Genomic DNA, 18264 nt, shown 5'->3' on the forward strand with positions numbered 1-18264 from the left:
ATGGAGGCAGCATACCACCCGTTCCATCGGCTATGCCTACAATTTCTGAAGGTTTTCTTATATCCGCGACAACGATATCGTTTTTCTCGCCGATCATGCCTCCCGCCACATAGCTTAGGTAGAGATGAATACAAATCGCTGCACTTCAGCCTTAATCGTATTATCTACAACATTCAGCGTGCCCAAGCAATATAATTGAGGCAGAAGCTCGCCATAAATCAAATAAAAAGCAAACATCCAGCTTCCGAGGAGCAGCAAGCTGTCGATGATGGATAAGACCAGCATCCTTTTACTAAATGTCATACGTCCATTCCGCTCGTCGTCTCAATTTGTACTTCCACTAAAGTAAGCTCCGTTAAAGCGGCTATGCTGTAGCTTGTAGTCGACTCCATTTCCAAGCAATCCCCGGGAGCGACGTTTAGCGGCTTGCCATCCACAATCGCTACGCCTTTGCCGGCTTGAACGGTCCATATAACCCTTCGAGAGGTCAATGGACCCGGAACATAATGCTCCCCTGTATGAACCACAATTTTTTTCACGAGCGTCTCTCGGTTGTCTTCCAGCTTAAACACGTCCAAAATGCGATACCAGCCCCAGCGGAGCTCCTCGTACATCAATCGCTGATCGATAGGCTGCATCATTTCCTTAATGCGGGGACTCGCAGATTTATCGGATACGAGAATGCCATTCGGACTTGCTGCTACAACAATATTCGATAAACCAAGCACCGTCACCAAGATATCCAATTCATTAAGCACATGCGTATTGTTCGAATCGTCGCTTATAAGACCCTGCCCAATTACATTCGTATCCATTTCCTCCGTTAGCGTGTTCCATGTGCCGAGGTCCTTCCACTCATTTTCATATGCGATGGCTCTGAGCTGCTTCGCTTTTTCCAACACTTCATAATCAAAGCTGTTTTTGGGCAGCGCAGCATATTGGCGGGATAATTGTTGATAGGAGGTTGGGTAATTCCGATCGCGCAGAAGCGAGAGCAAATAATCAAGCTTGAAGGCAAACACGCCGCAATTCCATAGTGCACCATTGTCTATTAACCCCTTGGCAATCAGCGCTGTTGGCTTCTCGACAAAGCTTGTAATCACGATGCTATTATTAGTTTGTGATGCGAGATTCATAGGAGATGGAATCATATAGCCATATTTCTCAGAAGGATAAGTCGGACGTGATCCAATTAAGGCAACCTCCGCATTCGTTCCTTTCAAAACCAGCTCTAATTCTTTGATCTTTTCGAAAAAATCGGCATTCACATAGGGATCTACAGGCAGCACGCATACGATCTCATCCTTAGAAGCCTTCACTATTGAATTCAAATAAGCGGAAACCAAAGCAATAGCCGCAAAGGTATCTCTTCTCTCCGGTTCCACGATGATCGGAACTTGGTTGCCAATCTGGCTTCTAATCAAATCCACCTGAGAGGAGCATGTGGCGATATAGGATGAAGCCTCAAGACCAGCCTCTTGCAGCTGTCTCCACACCCTTTGAACCATCGATTCTCGGTCGCCGTTCTCCCCTTTGAGCACCTTTAAAAATTGTTTCGTTCGCGAGCCGTTCGAGAGCGGCCATAATCGTTTTCCGGAGCCTCCCGAGAGCAAAATTATTTTCATTAGCCTCGCGCTCCTTTTAGTGCATTCATATCCTGCATAACCATTTCTTTAACAAGCGCTTGAACGTCGTATTTAGGTGTCCACCCTAATTGTTTCTTTGCCTTCTCAGGACTTCCGAGCAGCAGCTCAACCTCGGTAGGCCGATAATATTTGGCATCCACGGCAACAACCTCCTTGCCGACCGGAAGCGAATAGGCAGGATTATGGCATGCCTTTACATAGGCCGCTTCCTCTTCCTTTTCCCCTTTAAATACTATTTCCACACCGATCTCGGCAAAAGCAAGACGAACAAACTCTCTAACCTCTGTCGTGTATCCTGTTGCAATGACAAAGTCTTCCGGCTCGCTCTGCTGAAGAATCAGCCACATCGCTTCGACGTAATCTCTTGCGTGTCCCCAGTCTCGCTGAGCATTTAAATTTCCTAAGTAAACCTTGTCTTGCAATCCATGCGCTATGCGTGCCACTGCTTTCGTAATTTTGCGTGAAACGAATGTTTCTCCTCGCAAAGGACTTTCATGATTAAAGAGAATACCGTTGGACGCGAACATGCCGTAGGCCTCGCGGTAGTTTACTGTGATCCAATAGGCATACAACTTGGCAACTGCATAAGGACTGCGAGGATAAAACGGTGTTTTCTCATGCTGCGGAATTTGTTGAACCAGCCCGTAAAGCTCTGATGTTGAGGCTTGATAAATTTTTGTTTTTTGCGTAAGCCCGAGCAGTCGTACAGCTTCCAGTATGCGCAGTGTTCCGATGCCATCTGCGTTGGCTGTATACTCTGGCGTATCGAAGCTGACATGAACATGGCTCATCGCTGCCAAGTTATAAATTTCATCCGGTTTCACCTGTTCAATAATTCGCACTATGTTTAAAGAATCCGTTAGGTCTCCATAATGAAGAAAAAATCTTTGTTCATTAATGCTGGAATCATTCAACAAATGGTCGATTCTTCCGGTATTCGGCAGAGAGCTTCTTCTCTGCAATCCGTGTACAATATATCCCTTATCTAACAGCAATTCAGCTAGATATGCGCCGTCTTGTCCCGTAATCCCTGTTACAAAAGCAATCTTCAAAGCATCTGCCCCTTCCCTATCATCCCAATTAGTAACATAGTATGTCTCTCAAACGAATTGGTATGGACGTAATGGAAGCTTCTCAAACTCTATTCTATAAATAGGCAAAGACATGCTCACATTAAGAGCCGATTACATAATCTGATAAGTAGAATTATATATTCAGGTTAAATAGGAAAGGTCGGAGGCTGATAATGAGTCAATTGAAAGGGAAAAAAATTATGGTCACCGGAGGCTCCGGCTTCTTAGGCTCGCATGTCACCCAGCTGCTTGCCAAATACGATGCAGCAGACGTTATTGTACCGAGGAGCCGGCAATATGATTTAACTAGCCAGGCCGCATGTATGTCCGTTATTCAAGACTATAAACCGGATATCGTCATTCATTTGGCCGCAAAAGTAGGCGGGATTGGAGCCAATCGCGCAAATCCAGGTTCTTTTTTTTATGACAACCTGTCGATGGGCATCCACCTCGCAGAGGCATCGCGCCTCCACGGTGTCGAGAAGTTTGTAGCCTGCGGAACAATTTGCTCTTACCCCAAATTTGCCAATGTTCCATTCAAGGAAGAAGAGCTGTGGGACGGCTATCCTGAAGAGACAAACGCACCTTATGGCTTAGCCAAAAAAATGCTGCTCGTTCAGTCTCAAGCTTATCGCAAGCAATACGGCTTTAATTCCATCTTCCTTCTACCCGTTAATCTGTATGGTCCCAGAGATAACTTTGATCTGGAAACCTCGCATGTCATTCCTGCGCTTATTCGCAAATGCTTAGAGGCGAAAGAACAGAATGCTGATTACATTGAGGTTTGGGGCACAGGAATTGCAACAAGAGAGTTTTTATATGTGGAGGACGCTGCAACAGCTATTCTGCAAGCCGCAGAGCAGTTTAATGGCGAAGAGCCTGTCAATATTGGCACAGGCCGCGAAATCTCAATCAAAGAGCTCGTTCATTTAATTGCGGAGAAAACAGGCTACACCGGAAATATACGATGGGATGCAAGCAGACCCGACGGGCAGCTTCGAAGATGCCTTGACACATCCAAAGCAGAGCAGCTATTCTCCTTCAAGGCGAAGACGGATCTGCCGGAAGGGTTAGAGAAAACCGTGAAATGGTATATCGATCAGCAATAAATACGGTTATATAAACAAAAGCCACAGTGACTACCCATAGTCGCTGTGGCTTTTGTTTTTATGATGCCCGCTTCTTTCCTTTTATTGCGCTCCCTTTTTTCCGTGGCTGGACACTCCCCTTACGCTTGCTCCGGCTGACAGCTCTCCTGCTTGATGCGTCTTTACTACTTTTTTTTCTTCGTATGCCGGTTGTTTTTTTTCCTAACCTTTTACGTCCGTTTCTTCTTAACGGCTTCGTTCTTCTTATGCTTGGAGCTGGTTTGGCAACTGGCAGATTAGCATGATAATAGCTTGAAACCTCAGCAAAATACGAATTCAACACATTTTCAAGGCTCTGCTGGGAATAATGGTTCGTTTCGATATTTTTTGCCCGAAGCTTATCGAACCAGCTTGTCACCCCTTGAACAAAACCGTCTGTTGCCTGCAAACGTCTCTCGCATACATCCATATGAAGGTTAAGCTCATCCTCCGTAGGCAGAAGCCCCATCTGAATCAGCTGATTGAATACAATTTTTTTCCCGATCACTTGTTGTTCCGCATTATGCTTCGCGCCTATTTGCTCACTATGAATGCGGTAATGAAGCAGAACATCAGGTATATTCGTGATACGGGTTAATTGCGCCATTCTCGTCCACAGCTCATAATCCTCCGTATGGGGACTCTGATAGTCATAATAAAGCGAGTAGCTCTTAACGACGGAGCTCCGCATCATGACCGTTGGATGATTTAGAGAGCAATAAAACAAAAGCCCTGCCTTAATGTCCTCATGATCGGTTGGATGCTTAACCCAAATATCGGTATGCATATATTTTATCGCTGTACCGCAAAGGCCGATATCCGGGTATTGATTCATATGCTCAACCTGCCTAGCCAAACGATCAGGAAAAGCAAAATCATCACAATCCATTCTAGCAATATATTCGCCTTGAGCAAGAACAAGCCCCTTGTTCAGCGTGAAAATAAGTCCGTAGTTTGATCCATTGCTAAAGAAACGGATTCTTGTATCCGAGTAAGAGGCAATGATTGCGGCGCTCTGATCCTTGGATCCATCATCAATAATTAAAAACTCAAAATCTTGAAATGTCTGATTTAAAATGCTTTCGATTGCTTCACGCAAAAACAATTCACCGTTATAAACCGGCATCAAAACCGTTACCTTTGGCACCTTCCCGCCTCCTTCTACACACTCACTACTATACAATGAATGATAGATGCAGATGGTTTGGACAAAAGCCTTAGGGCATCTTCATCGTTCTTTCAACCATGTCGCTGTTTCAGTATAAGCTCGGATGATTCGCTCGTATTTGCTGAACAATCATCGCATGCTTCTGTCCCGCATCATAGGACAACGAATGGCCATGACGCCGGTATAATAACAAGGCTTCATGAATGGCAGTCCCACGCCAGCCCCTCTCGCATAACGAAATCCAGAAATCCCAATCCTCATAGCCGTGTATCATCGCTTCATTGTAACCGCCTACTGATAACCAAGCATTTTTGCGAACAAGCGAGGTGACACAAACAATATTTTCAGAAAGCAAGCGGTTAAAATCAAATTCGGGCGGAATCCAAACCCACGATTGATCGCCGAAATACTCTAAGCCGACAGTCGCGAACCCAACCTCCGGTCTCGCTTCTAATATGCGGTAAGCCTTCTCAATTAAAGTAGGCTGTATTTTATCGTCCGCATCAAGGGGCAATATATATTTCCCTCTTGCTTCGCTTATGCCAACGTTTCGTCCATACGGCAGACCGATATTCGTCTGCACATGAATGACTCTCGTTTTTGGCCGCTGAAGGCGTTGCAGAACATCGATCGTGTAGGGGTCAGTAGAGCCGTTATTTACGACAATAATTTCAATCTCTTGAAAGGTCGAGTTTAAGCAAGAATCTACGGCCTCCTCCACATATTGGCCGTAATTGTAACAGGGAATAACGATGCTTACGATTGGCGCGAGCTCAATATCTTGACCAAGCCGCCTGCGCAGCATTCTCCTAACCTCCCATTCGTCGCGCAGCCAGCTGAGCCATAGCTTATCCAATCGGTTTTCATGAAACAGCTCTGGATGGTTACTCACAATTTGTTTACTGAGCAGATCATGCTTGGAACCATCGGAATCGGCGCTTAATACACGATAAGCCAGCGGGGCGTCATTTACAGCTATACTGGTCCAGCCCTTTTTCGAAAGCGAAATCCAAAAGTCCCAATCCTCATAACCATCCGTCATCCCCTCGTTATAGCCGCCAGCTTCAAGCCAAGCCTGCTTCCGAAAGAGAGCGCTTATGCATATAATATTTTCAGCTAACAAGCGGCCAAAATGAAAGACCGGCGGCTCCCAGCTATAATGAACAGCCCCGAAAGTATGATAGCCTGGCGAAGCAATGCCTGCCATTGGATTTTGCTCAAGCAGGCGAATCGCCTTCTCAAGAAAGCTGTTATGGAGCAAATCATCTGCATTCAGCGATACGATGAAGTCGCCCTGTGCTGCCTTAATCCCCGCATTCCTCGCAGCTGGGAGTCCGCTACCCCGCTCATAAATGACTCTCGTCTTTGGTTTATTTAAACGATTTAATAGATCGATTGTCGCTGGCTCTGTTGATCCATAATCCACGACGATTACTTCAATCTCCGAATAGGAAGAAGCTAAGCAGGAATCGATGGTTTGTTCAATAAATCTACCCTCATCCAAGCACGGAATTACTATGCTGACCTTCACATTCATCGGGCAAGCTCCTTTCATTCTGGTGTAACTTTCCTGTCTGGCAACATAAAGTAATGATACATATCCTTTGTCACTGGCAAGCTATATTTAACCGTCAACAGCGAAAGAATCGACTGGTCGTAACGATGATCGATAAATTCCGGGAAGTTCGGCAGGCCGCTGCTATTTTCTGCATTCGAAATCACTTTATAATCTTGGCAATAAAACAGCCATTCTTCTAAAAGGCTTCTGCTTTTCTCATTATTGTAAAACATAAAAAATCCAGCCCAAACCTGCTCCGCTTCCCAATAACCCGAGCTGTCGCACTGCATGAGCACGAAGCTGTCTCTTTTTGTCCAGCTTTTATTTAAATAATAGGCTGTTTTAAAAAAAGCAAATCCGCCGTTATCGGCGCAGTGGGCAAATAGCGGATACAGTGGACTGGTAAACCGCGTGTCCGCATCCGAATAGAGCACCAGCGCTCCTTCTTCCATTTTCGATAAAGAGTCCAGTAAAATGTACGGCTTCCAGCACCATAGGCCAAAGCCTTTCTCATGCTGAAAAATTGCTGCATTCTTACGAGCAAAAGCCGTTCCTTCGAGATCGCTTGGATGATATGAAATGACACGATCAACGCCAAATTGCAGCGCAGTCGCGTTTAATCTATCTTGATAGGATTGAAATTCCGGCGATGCAAAACTTACTAAATAAATCATTTTTGACCACTTCCTTCTAACCTATGATCCATCAACGCGAGTTCGATGAATCCATGCATAATCTTTGTTTGTACTCGGCGTCCATCTTGCATAAAAAATATTCGTATTTCGCTCCATCACCTCCTGGAACATCCTGCTCATCCCTGTATCGTAATGGGCCATTGTCAAAGAACGGTTCTCTACATCAGACATCATGCAATACACCTTATAGCCGTAATGCTTAGCCCGAAAGCAAATATCCATGTCGTCTTGATACAAAGGCGCGTAGCATTCATCCAAGTATCCATATTGCTCCAAAAATGATTTTCGAATGACGAGCGGTCCGCGCATGCAAGCATCCACTTCAAAAACACGATTTTTCAAATTCGGATCTGCTTTCTCATCCTGCCTCCAATACACCTCGTTTGCAGAACATGAGATTTGCCCAGGTCCGCTAAGCATCGTTCCTCTCGGGTAAAAGTTAACGCCGGATAAGCAGCCGACAATGGCACAACTCGTATTTTTGTCCATAAACTGTACAACCTCGTAAAAGATATTTTTATCGTAAACATAATTGTCATCCTGCAAAATGACGCAATAAGCACCTGATGATTTTTTTAAGCCGATGTTGTTCGTTTTAATCTCAAAAATGTTTGGCGTCGTTTCATAAGCAATACTGTAATCCACTTGAACGGTCTGAAAAAATTGCTTCACCACATATTCGCTTTGATCGTAGCAGCCATCGAAAATAATGCGGAGTTCAGCATTTTTATATTCGCTCACAGCACGGTGCAGCTCCGCTATTAGGGGAACAATCGTAGCTTCTTTATTGAAAACAGGCAGCGTAATGCTTATTTTCGGATATAAATTCCCGTTCAGGCAATCCTTAATCGTCTTATCCAGCACCTGCTTATAAGGAAGGTGATATTCCTTTACATATTCAATCGTCTTCTTTTTCCAGTACACAATCTCTTGATCGCTCAGCTGAAGCGTGCGCTGCAGCAGCTGTTTTTGCTGCAAATGATCCAATGGGTCGAATACTCCGATGGGTGAAAAATCGATGCCGGACTGCGCGGTGACAAGCGGTATAGCGCCGTTAATTAGTCCCTGTAAAATCGTAGAATCATATTGGCCTAACGAGGGGTAAACGATAAAATCAGTGTTTGAGAGCAGCTCTGCGCTCTGGGCTTCATTAAGCTCATCCCTGTGAACAAACAGCTTATCGCCGAGCACAGCTTTTAATTGCAGCAGCCTATTGTTGAAAAACTTATTTGCAGGCTGCCCCACAACATGCAGCTCCAAATTTTGACTCGCGATATCTGAACTCGAGAAGAGTAGAAAGACGGCTTCAAAACCATTGTTTAATCCGAGTTTTGGAGCGCTATACGTGTACACTCTTCTTTGCCCCGTTTTTACACTTTCCGAAGATGGCAACGTATTGGGCTGATCTAAAGCAGCAATCCCGCCTAACAGCATTTTTATTTTCCATTTTGGCAGTCCGCGTTTGATGTAAGAATTGTAAGTTTCAATATTTCCGATTCCGATTATGAAATCAGCTAGTTTGATAGACTGTTCCAGCTCGTCAACATTCGGTGCAGCAGTCTCATGGAAAACATCATCTGGCAGGTTATGGCCAGCCTTTAATCTAGTCGTGCTGTGGTTGATCTCATGTGGGTGCAACCCTGTCGTTATCAATATGCTTTTCTTTATATGGCATAGCCCTTTTATACGCAAGAGATGATAGGGGCCGCCTACATACAGATCGTAGCTTTGACCTTGCACTATCCGCTCATCAAAAAATGAGGCATTGAACAGCGTTACTGCGCCTATTGGAGCGAGTAAATCATGGAGCGCAGCGGTGAGCTGACCGGCTGCCTTACTGCCCGCAGCTGCCTCATCCGCCTCATAACAAAGCAAAATTCTCATCTTTATTTACCCTCCTCATTTTTAGCAGCAAGCTATTCTCATTCCTATTGCTGCTGCTCTATTAATCTTTTAATTCCCTCCTCTAATGTTATTTTTGGCTTCCACTTCGGCATGACTGCCCCCTTGTTCCATGGAATCATAATTTCTCGCGGATGGTAGGGTCGTCCTCCCCAATTCACCTGTAACGGTACATCCATTATTTTTTCGATAATGCCCGCCAACTCCTTTAGTGGAATGGGCTGCTGTGAAGATACGGAATAAACCTCGTTCTTAACTGCCCCTTCATTTAGCAGCTGCTGGGCTGCGAGCATATAAGCTTCAACAACATCATCAATGTGTACAATATCAATCAGCTGCTCTCCAGGTGACATCGCAAGCGGTTTTTGTTCCTTCCCTGCCTTCAGCAGCAACGAAATGATTTTGGATCTCGTATCGTTTGGACCGTAATTATCGAACAGCTCCAGCGTAATTACACGTAACGGCGACGATTCACAATAATAAGCTAAAATATCCGTAAACGCTTGTTTTGAGGCATCATACAGCGATTTTGGACTATAAAGCTTATTGTCAAAATGCTGCGAGAAGGTTCCCGTATTAATGAAGGCATAAACGTGCTGCGACAACATCGCCTCCACTAGCTGCGTACCGAAAATAATATTGCTTGTCAGCATCTCTTCTACTTGTCTTGGCGCATACGTAACTGTGGCGAAGGATGCTAAATGAATAACAAGATCGGGCTTAGCAGACTCGACAATTGCGAACATACTGTCAATCGTTCCATCATGCCGATGTATGGTGATAGCACCCTGGACATCCTCCAGTTGCTTAAGGCTCGAATCATTTCTAGCGATAATGTGCACCTTCCCCCCTTCCGCCAAAAGCTTTCGAACGAGGTGTGAGCCAATAAAACCCGTGGCTCCGGTGACTAAAGCGGTTAAGGCTGCATGGGAATTTCTATCTATCATCGATGTCCCCCCCTCAGCTTGTTTTCCCGGCATATTCATGCCATTGCTTCAAACAAACCTGCCGAACATCTTCGTTGCCTTGATAGGCAAGCGTCCACTCAACGACCTTATCCAGAGCCTGATCAAGGCTCCATCTTGGTTTCCAGCCTAAGCGCCGCTGTGCCTTCGAACAGTCCAGCTTCAGCTCATGGGCTTCATGCGGGTGCTTGCCTGTATCCGTATGCACCACTACGCCGCCCCATTTCGCACCAAGTTGTTCTACAACCAGGCCTACCGGCCGTGCATCCTCATCGCGAGGCCCGAAATTCCAGCCTTCCGCATACTCTGATCCGTTCGTATAAAGTTTCTCTGCAAGCAGCAAATATCCGCTTAAAGGTTCAAGTACATGCTGCCAAGGCCTTATCGCAAGAGGGTTTCTAATGCTTACCGCACTGCCGTCCATGAAGGCACGAACCATATCTGGAACTAATCGATTCTGAGCGAAGTCTCCGCCCCCGATGACATTGCCCGCTCTTGCCGTTGCAATGCCGACACCGTGAACCTTCTCATCCTTGCTATGAAAGAAGGAATTGCGATAAGAGGATGTAACAAGCTCCGAGCAAGCTTTACTGTTTGAATATGGATCATAACCGCCCAGCCTATCGCTCTCCCTGTAGCCCCATGCCCATTCTTTATTTTCATACACTTTATCTGTCGTTACATTAACAACCGCCTTAATGCCCGCTCCACTCTCCACAGCAAGCTTTACCGCATCAAGAAGATTAACCGTACCCATGATGTTGACTTCAAAAGTATAAGCAGGCATTTCGTAGGAGGGCTTAACCAGAGCTTGAGCTGCCATATGAATAACGATATCAGGCTCAGCAGCTAACAAAACCTTGCTCAGCCTTGCTGAATCTCTAATATCGCCGGTAACGGATTGAATCATCGCATCGATATTGCAAAGCTCATATAAATTAGGCTGCTGCTGCGGCGCTAACGCATAACCAGTCACCTTGGCGCCCATCGCTGCCAGCCACAAGCAAAGCCAGCTGCCTTTAAAGCCGGTGTGTCCAGTAATGAACACTTTTTTATTACGCCAAAAGCTTGGATTCATCATGGACACTCCTTTATTTTTTCCATAGCGCTTTTCCTGATTTCCATAAATCTTCTAAATAGTTTTTATCTCTAAGCGTATCCATCGGCTGAAAGAACCCCTCATGCTTATAAGCCATAAGCTGTCCATCATTAGCTATCTTCTGCATGCAGTCCATCTCTAGATTTGTATGATCGCCTTCAATATAATCAAGCAGCTGCGGTTCCATTACGAAAAAACCTGAATTAATCCAGCTCCCGTCGCCTTTCGGTTTCTCCATAAAATCAATGACCTTATTGCTGTCCTTTATATCGAGAGCGCCAAATCTGCCGCTTGGCTGCGTAGCCGTTACTGTAGCCAGCTTGTTATGAGAGCAGTGAAAAGCTGTCAGCTTGCCAATATCGATGTCCGAAACCCCGTCGCCGTATGTCAGCATAAAAGTCTTGTTTCCTAAATACGGCTGAACTCGTTTTAGCCTGCCGCCCGTCATCGTTTCTTTGCCGGTGTCGACCAACGTGATTTTCCACGGTTCAATGGAAGATTCATGAATTGTCATTTCGTTTCGATTCGATAAATCAAAGGTCACATCCGAGTGATGCAAAAAATAATGATAGAAATATTCTTTGATGAAATAACCTTTGTAGCCCAAACAAATCACAAAATTCGTAAAGCCGTAATGCGCATAGGTTTGCATGATATGCCATAAGATTGGCTTATCCCCAATGTCGATCATCGGTTTTGGCTTCATGAGCGACTCCTCGCTTATTCTAGTGCCGAACCCGCCTGCTAGAATGACCACTTTCGTATTTTTATCTATCGTCCGCATAGAAACATCCTCTCTTTCTCTCAAATATACTTTGCCATCTTCCTATGTTTATTCATTCGATAGTTTGTTGTTCTGATGAATACCCAGTCTGTGAAAATTTAATAGATGCGATCAAGCAATGGAATACAGGCGCTCCATGACTATCAATTGCCCGTACCATGCCAAATTATCCACATAGAATACATTGAACGAGGTTTCTTGAAAATAAGGAGGTATAACGTTTGTCTCAAACCGTTGTCAAACGAAAACCAGCTGCGAATAAGCGGATGAAACGACAAAGTAAAAAAACAAATCGTACGTCCGCAAATACGCGTCGCAGAGCTTCTCGCAAGGGAAAGAAGCTGCTGCGGTCAAATCGAATAAACAAACGAGCAAGAGGATGGAAGCGCGGCATCCTCGCCCGTAAAGCACCAGCTGCTCCAATAGCTCCTACTGCTCCTGCCTCTTCTCTTGTTGAACAACCAAGCGACGGAGGGGCAGCGCCTATTTTAATACCGTTGACGGGTATTATTTTCAGCAAGGATCGAGCCCTCCAGCTGGATGCAGCACTGCGATCGCTTTATTTGCATGCCCTCGATATTTCCAATTTTCACATGAGGGTCCTTTACAAGACATCGAGCGATTTTTATGAATCACAATATGAACAACTCAAAAACGAATACCCGATGGTGCAATTTATTAAAGAGGAGCAATTCAAAGAGCAGGTTATCGCTTCGATGGAACCCTATGCCTATGTTCTATTCATCGTGGATGATTGCATGTTCGTTCGCGATTTCACGTTGCAGTCCGTCATGAACACATTAGCTGCACACAACGATTTGATTGGCTTTTCCTTAAGACTGGGACCAAACATCCGTTACTGCTATACGATGAGTGCCGAACAGTCTATTCCATGGCACCACATTATCGAGTATGGCTATCGCAAGTTTGACTGGACATCGGCGCAGTATGAATTCGGTTATCCGATTGAAGTTTCCAGCTCGGTATACCGCACAACTAATCTTCTTCCGCATCTGAAAAACTTGGATTTCTCTAACCCCAATACACTTGAAGGATGTATGGCAGGACGTGCGCAGGAGCTGTCTGAGGGACGCCAATTTCTAGCATGCAGCGAAGTATCCTTAGCGTTTTGCAACCCGCTCAACGTCGTTCAGAATGTGTATGACAACCGCGCAGGAAGCAATAAGGAAAACTCGCCGCAAGAGCTTGCTTTGTTATTTGAGAACGGTGATCGTATAAACGTAAACAAATATGCGAACTATATCCCAGCCGCATGCCACGAGCAGGTAGACATCTTTTAATAGCTGCTCCTGTCATTCATCCACACAAAAAAACGTAAGCAGCTCGGAAAAACCCGAACGCTTACGTTTTTTTATGCCGCTAGCTTCTCAAAAAGCTATGGCCGCCGAAGTTGTTTTTATCGCGAATTAATATTTTCATTGGAAACGGAAGCTGCTGGCCCTCCACGTAACCATAGGATGGATTCATCACTTTAGGAGATTTGTCGATTAAATATTTATTTAAATGAGATTCGTCATGCCAAACGGCATTGATCCCATTATTCATATCTGTTCTAATATTTTCATCCAGAACACGAATAAGATTCGTATAGTGCTCCGTTCGGCCGCCGTTCAACCCACCCATATAGTAGTAGCTTCCTTCGCCCTCTGGAATATAGGCTAAGCTTTGTTGATTTTTCTCATAATCAAGCTCGTGGCGCGCTTTATTGTAGAAGCCTGGATGTTGAACCGCAACGATGCCCTCATGCATCGGCAATATTTCTTCTCTTACGACATCAACGAATTGCATATTGGCATTAAAGAAAAATACGAAATCACATTCCTGCTGCAGCTGATGCAATACGTTTCTAAACATCGCATATCGCAGCAGCGTATTGCCCGGCCATCCAAGATTATCCTGAGGAATCTTCAAAATGTTTGATCTCTCTTCATCAACGATGTGATCGGCATCTGTGAATACATAATAGTTTTTCTGGTAGCCCGGCAAGAAATAAGCTTCGGCGCTCCGATAGAAGTTTTCCCAGAATATACTGTATTTCCCTGTGCATATATAAAGAATCCCGATTCGTGATCCGGCTACGCTCGCAATTTCCGCTTCACTCGGCATTTGTGTAGTCAGATAAGGCGATGCATTTGCGCTATCTGGCTGTGCTTGCGAGAGGACAGCACCTTGATTGGTCATATAAGACTCTTGATGCGCATCCTCAAAACCTTTCGAATGCCCTTCTCTATACCCTTGCTCATAACCCGTGTGAAACGGACCGCTTCTTTTTCTCCCTCTTGCACCGCTCCTCAAGCCCTTTTTTAATGTTTTACCGCGCCGTTTCCCCTTTTTGACACCATACTTGTTTTTGCGGCTGCTTAATTTCCCGCCGGTTTTCAACGTTTTTTTTACGCTCGTTTTTTTAATGGCTGTACTTTTTTTTCGTTTCGTCAGCATGCTACCGTCCTCCTAAACTTGAAATTATATATTATTGGCCTTAATGATCGGAGGAGCTATAATAGGGAAGCCTTCCGAATACTGGTTTTTGTCGGCCTGCGTTAAAGGACGAACATAACGCTGCTCCAGTCCCCATGCCTTATAAGCATATTTTGTCGTCATCCGGTGCAGCTTGCCCTGTATAATCTGGTACATTTCGCCGTCCTGCGTTTTCACTAAACTGCCTTCAGCGAAATTGGTTGTGAGCGCCGATAATGCAGCTATTCTCTGCTGCAGCACTGCAATCGAAATGTCCCCTCCTATCGGCCAGTTCCATAAATCAAGCTGCGGCAATCTTACTGCATCCACATGCATTAAGTCTGAAGACCGCACGATATATCGATATCCATTTTCTACCCAATACACATTCGAATCGGTTCCTTTAACAACGATATGGCTAGGGTAAAAGTTTGTTCCTTTTCTCTTTTCATTAGGGGATGCCGAGTTCATTACCGACTCCAGCCTGCTGATCTGATCCCAGTCGCCCCATTTTTCACGAAAAAAAGCGTTATTAAGCAAGGAAGCGTCCAGAAACGAACGCATCGTCACACTGCCATAATGATGAATGAATGTATCCTCCGCAATGACTAGATCCAGACCAAGCAATTGTATCCGAAGATAAAAGTCTACATCCTCGCAGGTCCCAATGACATATCCCTCATCCATATACCCGACTCTCTGAAGCACCTCTCTGGATAACAGCAAGCAAAAGCCCATTATGGCATTCGTTTTTCTCCATCGTACTGGGTTAATATGATTGTAATTTTGGGCAAACTGCTGCATTTCTTTCATGTTTTTGTAGCTGACATCAATCTTTTGATCATTCGACAAATAATTGGTTACCGGACCAACAAGACCAATCGACGGGCTGCTGTTCAAGCACGACAATAAATTCGACAGCCAGTTTTTCGTCACGATCGTATCATTGTTAAGAATGAGAATCGACGTACCTTTTGCCATCATCAGGCCTTGATTGACGCCGCCGGAAAAACCTAAGTTCTCTTGAAAAATTTTATAGCGCAATCGCCCTGCCTGCGACTTCAAATAGGGAGCCGTTCCATCTGTTGAGCCATTATCAATAATGATGATTTCGTAAGACTGCGGCGTATATTTATGAATGCTTTCTATGCAATTTCGTAAATAGTTCAACTGGTTGTAGGTTGGAATAATAATGCTTGTGCCTTCAAAAGGCTGCTGATAGCTTGCTGCTCCACTCGCCCTGCCATCCCGATAACCAGCCGCATAGCTCGCTTGAAAGTTGGTTCGCTTTATTTTACGGACTGCTTTTATACGCCTGCGCGGATATCGCTTGCGCATCTCGATTCACCTCCCACGCTCTTGTTTAGCTATCATGATGGAAAGACGATTTGAAGCAGCTGGCTGAGCCGCTTCTCGTAGGTATGCTGCTCCAGCGTTTTTATAAATCCTCTTAATGCGATTTGGTTTCTCTTTTGCTCGTTCTGCAGGTAATAGGCAATTTTATCAGCCAGCTCATTTGGTGAAGAGTACGTTTCAAGCTCAGTTCCCGGTACATAAAAATCGCTTAAGTCCTGACGAACATCTGTAAGCTGAAAAGCTCCGGCAGCCGCAATTTCATACGTACGAGGGTTGATCGACAAGCCGGGAAGGTTGCGGCTATTTTTGTTATGCACCTTGTCGTCATGGGAACGATGAATATTGATAACAATCTTGGCGCCATTGTAATAGCTCGCTGCTTCTTCTGAGCTGATCCAAGAAATGCGGATGCCTTTGCTTAGGCTTTTGTAACGCTTAAGCCTTTTCCAGAACAAGCCGATAATTCTTGTATCACGCAGGGCTAGGGCAGGAGCAATTCGATCTATTAATCTCACTCTGTTATGAAAGGCATTCCCAATAAAGCAAATATCGCTTTGATAATGAGCGGGTACATATTTGGGCTTATACACGGCTGGGTTAACTGCCAGCGGCAAATAATGAACCTGACAGCCGAGCTGCCTATACATTGGAATAGCAGCCAGCTCATGGGTAAATAACCATTCATACTGCGGGGCAATGACCGTTGTAACATCGGTTACATAGGGCTCATCGACGAGCCATATCGCTGTTTTGATGCCGATCGACCGAATGCCTTTTATTTGGTGGACGGGCACCTGAGTGCCATGCAATACGAGCACTAAATCCGGTCTTCTCCTGCTTGCCAGATCAATAAGATTATCGGATGGAGATGCGATGATCAGCTCGCTGACCATACCTCTGAGAGCATCCGTAACCGCCTGGTCCATATCTGGAAAAGGGCCTCTTAATCCCGCACGAACATATAATACTCGCAGAGATCGCAGCATGCTTGCGGACCTCGGTATTTTCTGAATTAACGCTTCACAGGTACCCACATGGTAACCATGCTTCCAGCCAGATTCGCGTCCCGCATCCCACTCGCTTGCTGCTGAAATGTTTATTTTCCGTTTCTGCTTCAGAAGTATCTCACCTCTTTCTGTAACGAATACTGTCTATACATTTCTAATTAGCGCTTGCTCCAACAAATCTATGCTTCGATCCCATTCCCACTTCTTTACCGTCTCGCTCCCGCCAGCTCTTAGGTGTTCGCGCAGAGACTTGTCTGCTATCAAACTTTGTACTGCATTCGCTGCTGCTCTAATGTCATTTGGAATGACCAAGCTATTATAATGATTGACCAGATATTCATCCGTCCCCGTTACATCAGCAACGACTGGAACGCCTCCGCAAGCCATCATCTCAAGTGGAGGATAGAGGAAACTTTCAACCCTGCTCATTTTGAGCAAAATATCACAGCTAGAGTAAATATGCTTCATCGTTTCATAGGACACACTCTCAAAGAAGCGGTCACAGCGCCATGATGCAGCGGGACGCCCCGACGAGCTGACACACCAAACCTCACAGTTCAAATCTCGCACTGCCGCAAAAGCATCGCTCATTCCTTTGTAAGGAACGTTAATGGGGCCCTCGAGCAATACTCTAACTTTGTTGCCTTTTGGTGCAAGCGGCTCTGCCTCATACATAAGTGAGGTATCGAGTCCGTTAGGAATATAGATCGCTTGCTTATTAAACGTACGCTGTAGCCAGCGCTGCAACCAACCTGCCATCGTCAGAAACGTAAAATCATTCGTTTTGTACGTTTGATAGGCCAGCTTCGATTGCTCCGACGATGGCGAATAAAATCTGGATTCATCCGATTGAATGAAATAAAACCTTTTCTTTGCTTCTATTCTTCTTGCAGCGCCGAGTGTAGCCCAAAAGGTCGCAATCACAATATCTCGATCCGCAGGAGCGCGGGATTCTGTGACGATGGGCACCTCAACAGGATGCCAGCTAACCTGCGTATTTCCATCCAGGGAAACTAATACGACATCATAACCGCGCTGCTTCAGGCGGTTGGCATGCTGAAGAATAACCGCTACACCACCGGAAATGGAGCATCCTGGGATGACGTATGCAATTTTCGGCTTACAGACGCCGCCTACTACAGCAATCCAGCGGCCGTCGCGATAGCCGTCTTTCCATCCAGCTTTGTAGCCTTCTGACTGGCTGCTTATCGATCCTGCCCGCCAATCTTTCCTTCCTTTTTTGACCAAGCGGCTTTTTCTACCAATTCTCCTTTTTGGCTTCAGCATCATCTTAGGTCGGACCTTAAGATTTTTCAATTTCATAATCTTTTTTCCTTCCCTTATATCTGTAATGGCGGTATACTTGGTGACTCTATGCATTCAACCCTATCTCATAGTATGTTTGA

At 45.2% G+C, this 18264-nt stretch carries 16 protein-coding genes; 2 read left to right on the forward strand and 14 right to left on the reverse strand.

All coding sequences use genetic code 11. The annotated features are described in order from the left end of the window. Positions 1-114: 114 nt before the first annotated feature. The 3 genes from AC0VYE_RS24420 to gmd are packed head-to-tail and all read right to left on the reverse strand — an operon-like array spanning position 115 to position 2698. Positions 115-303, reverse strand: coding sequence for a hypothetical protein (locus AC0VYE_RS24420; RefSeq protein WP_076270225.1), 189 nt, complete (start codon positions 301-303; stop codon positions 115-117). Further along, positions 300-1625, reverse strand: a complete 1326-nt coding sequence (locus tag AC0VYE_RS24425; RefSeq protein WP_475443161.1) for a sugar phosphate nucleotidyltransferase — start codon at positions 1623-1625, stop codon at positions 300-302. The genes AC0VYE_RS24420 and AC0VYE_RS24425 overlap by 4 nt, the downstream gene beginning before the upstream one ends. Next, on the reverse strand, positions 1625-2698 hold the full coding sequence (gene gmd / locus AC0VYE_RS24430; protein WP_475443162.1) for a GDP-mannose 4,6-dehydratase: 1074 nt from the start codon (positions 2696-2698) through the stop codon (positions 1625-1627). The genes AC0VYE_RS24425 and gmd overlap by 1 nt, the downstream gene beginning before the upstream one ends. Positions 2699-2892: 194 nt before the next feature. Here gmd and AC0VYE_RS24435 point away from each other — a divergent pair, with 194 nt between their 5' ends. After that, complete coding sequence (locus AC0VYE_RS24435; protein WP_076270228.1) at positions 2893-3828, forward strand: GDP-L-fucose synthase family protein; 936 nt, start codon at positions 2893-2895, stop codon at positions 3826-3828. 58 nt (positions 3829-3886) lie between these two features. Here the strand turns inward: AC0VYE_RS24435 and AC0VYE_RS24440 are convergent, their stop codons facing one another. From AC0VYE_RS24440 to rfbF, 7 genes are all read right to left on the reverse strand, one after another. Then, positions 3887-4993 (reverse strand): glycosyltransferase family 2 protein, encoded by a 1107-nt coding sequence (locus AC0VYE_RS24440; RefSeq protein ID WP_475443163.1) that lies wholly within the window; start codon positions 4991-4993, stop codon positions 3887-3889. A 109-nt stretch (positions 4994-5102) separates the two neighbouring features. Further along, positions 5103-6551, reverse strand: a complete 1449-nt coding sequence (locus AC0VYE_RS24445) for a glycosyltransferase family 2 protein (RefSeq protein ID WP_475443164.1) — start codon at positions 6549-6551, stop codon at positions 5103-5105. A gap of 14 nt (positions 6552-6565) precedes the next feature. Next, positions 6566-7246: a putative nucleotide-diphospho-sugar transferase gene (locus AC0VYE_RS24450; protein WP_076270231.1), complete on the reverse strand. Its 681-nt coding sequence runs from the start codon at positions 7244-7246 to the stop codon at positions 6566-6568. A gap of 21 nt (positions 7247-7267) precedes the next feature. After that, positions 7268-9151, reverse strand: a complete 1884-nt coding sequence (locus AC0VYE_RS24455; protein WP_475443165.1) for a glycosyltransferase family 2 protein — start codon at positions 9149-9151, stop codon at positions 7268-7270. Positions 9152-9195: 44 nt separating this feature from the next. Further along, the gene (locus AC0VYE_RS24460; RefSeq protein WP_475443166.1) at positions 9196-10116 is read right to left on the reverse strand and encodes an NAD-dependent epimerase/dehydratase family protein; all 921 of its coding nucleotides are present in this window, start codon (positions 10114-10116) and stop codon (positions 9196-9198) included. Between the two features lie 13 nt (positions 10117-10129). Continuing rightward, positions 10130-11215: a CDP-glucose 4,6-dehydratase gene (rfbG, locus tag AC0VYE_RS24465; protein ID WP_475443167.1), complete on the reverse strand. Its 1086-nt coding sequence runs from the start codon at positions 11213-11215 to the stop codon at positions 10130-10132. Between the two features lie 10 nt (positions 11216-11225). After that, on the reverse strand, positions 11226-12017 hold the full coding sequence (rfbF, locus tag AC0VYE_RS24470; RefSeq protein WP_076270235.1) for a glucose-1-phosphate cytidylyltransferase: 792 nt from the start codon (positions 12015-12017) through the stop codon (positions 11226-11228). Positions 12018-12238: 221 nt separating this feature from the next. Between rfbF and AC0VYE_RS24475 the strand changes: the two genes are divergently transcribed. Continuing rightward, positions 12239-13318 (forward strand): hypothetical protein, encoded by a 1080-nt coding sequence (locus AC0VYE_RS24475; RefSeq protein WP_475443168.1) that lies wholly within the window; start codon positions 12239-12241, stop codon positions 13316-13318. Between the two features lie 79 nt (positions 13319-13397). Here the strand turns inward: AC0VYE_RS24475 and AC0VYE_RS24480 are convergent, their stop codons facing one another. The 4 genes from AC0VYE_RS24480 to AC0VYE_RS24495 form a co-directional block, all read right to left on the reverse strand. After that, positions 13398-14477, reverse strand: a complete 1080-nt coding sequence (locus AC0VYE_RS24480; protein ID WP_076270237.1) for a family 6 glucosyltransferase — start codon at positions 14475-14477, stop codon at positions 13398-13400. A gap of 24 nt (positions 14478-14501) precedes the next feature. Continuing rightward, positions 14502-15833, reverse strand: a complete 1332-nt coding sequence (locus AC0VYE_RS24485) for a glycosyltransferase family 2 protein (protein WP_475443169.1) — start codon at positions 15831-15833, stop codon at positions 14502-14504. A gap of 32 nt (positions 15834-15865) precedes the next feature. Beyond that, on the reverse strand, positions 15866-16777 hold the full coding sequence (locus tag AC0VYE_RS24490; RefSeq protein WP_475443170.1) for a CgeB family protein: 912 nt from the start codon (positions 16775-16777) through the stop codon (positions 15866-15868). A 225-nt stretch (positions 16778-17002) separates the two neighbouring features. Then, a complete protein-coding gene (locus AC0VYE_RS24495) occupies positions 17003-18181 on the reverse strand; it encodes a glycosyltransferase family 4 protein (protein ID WP_475443171.1) in 1179 nt (392 codons plus the stop codon). Positions 18182-18264 lie beyond the last annotated feature (83 nt).

The sequence above is a fragment of the Pristimantibacillus sp. Z349TD_6 genome, assembly GCF_056173205.1.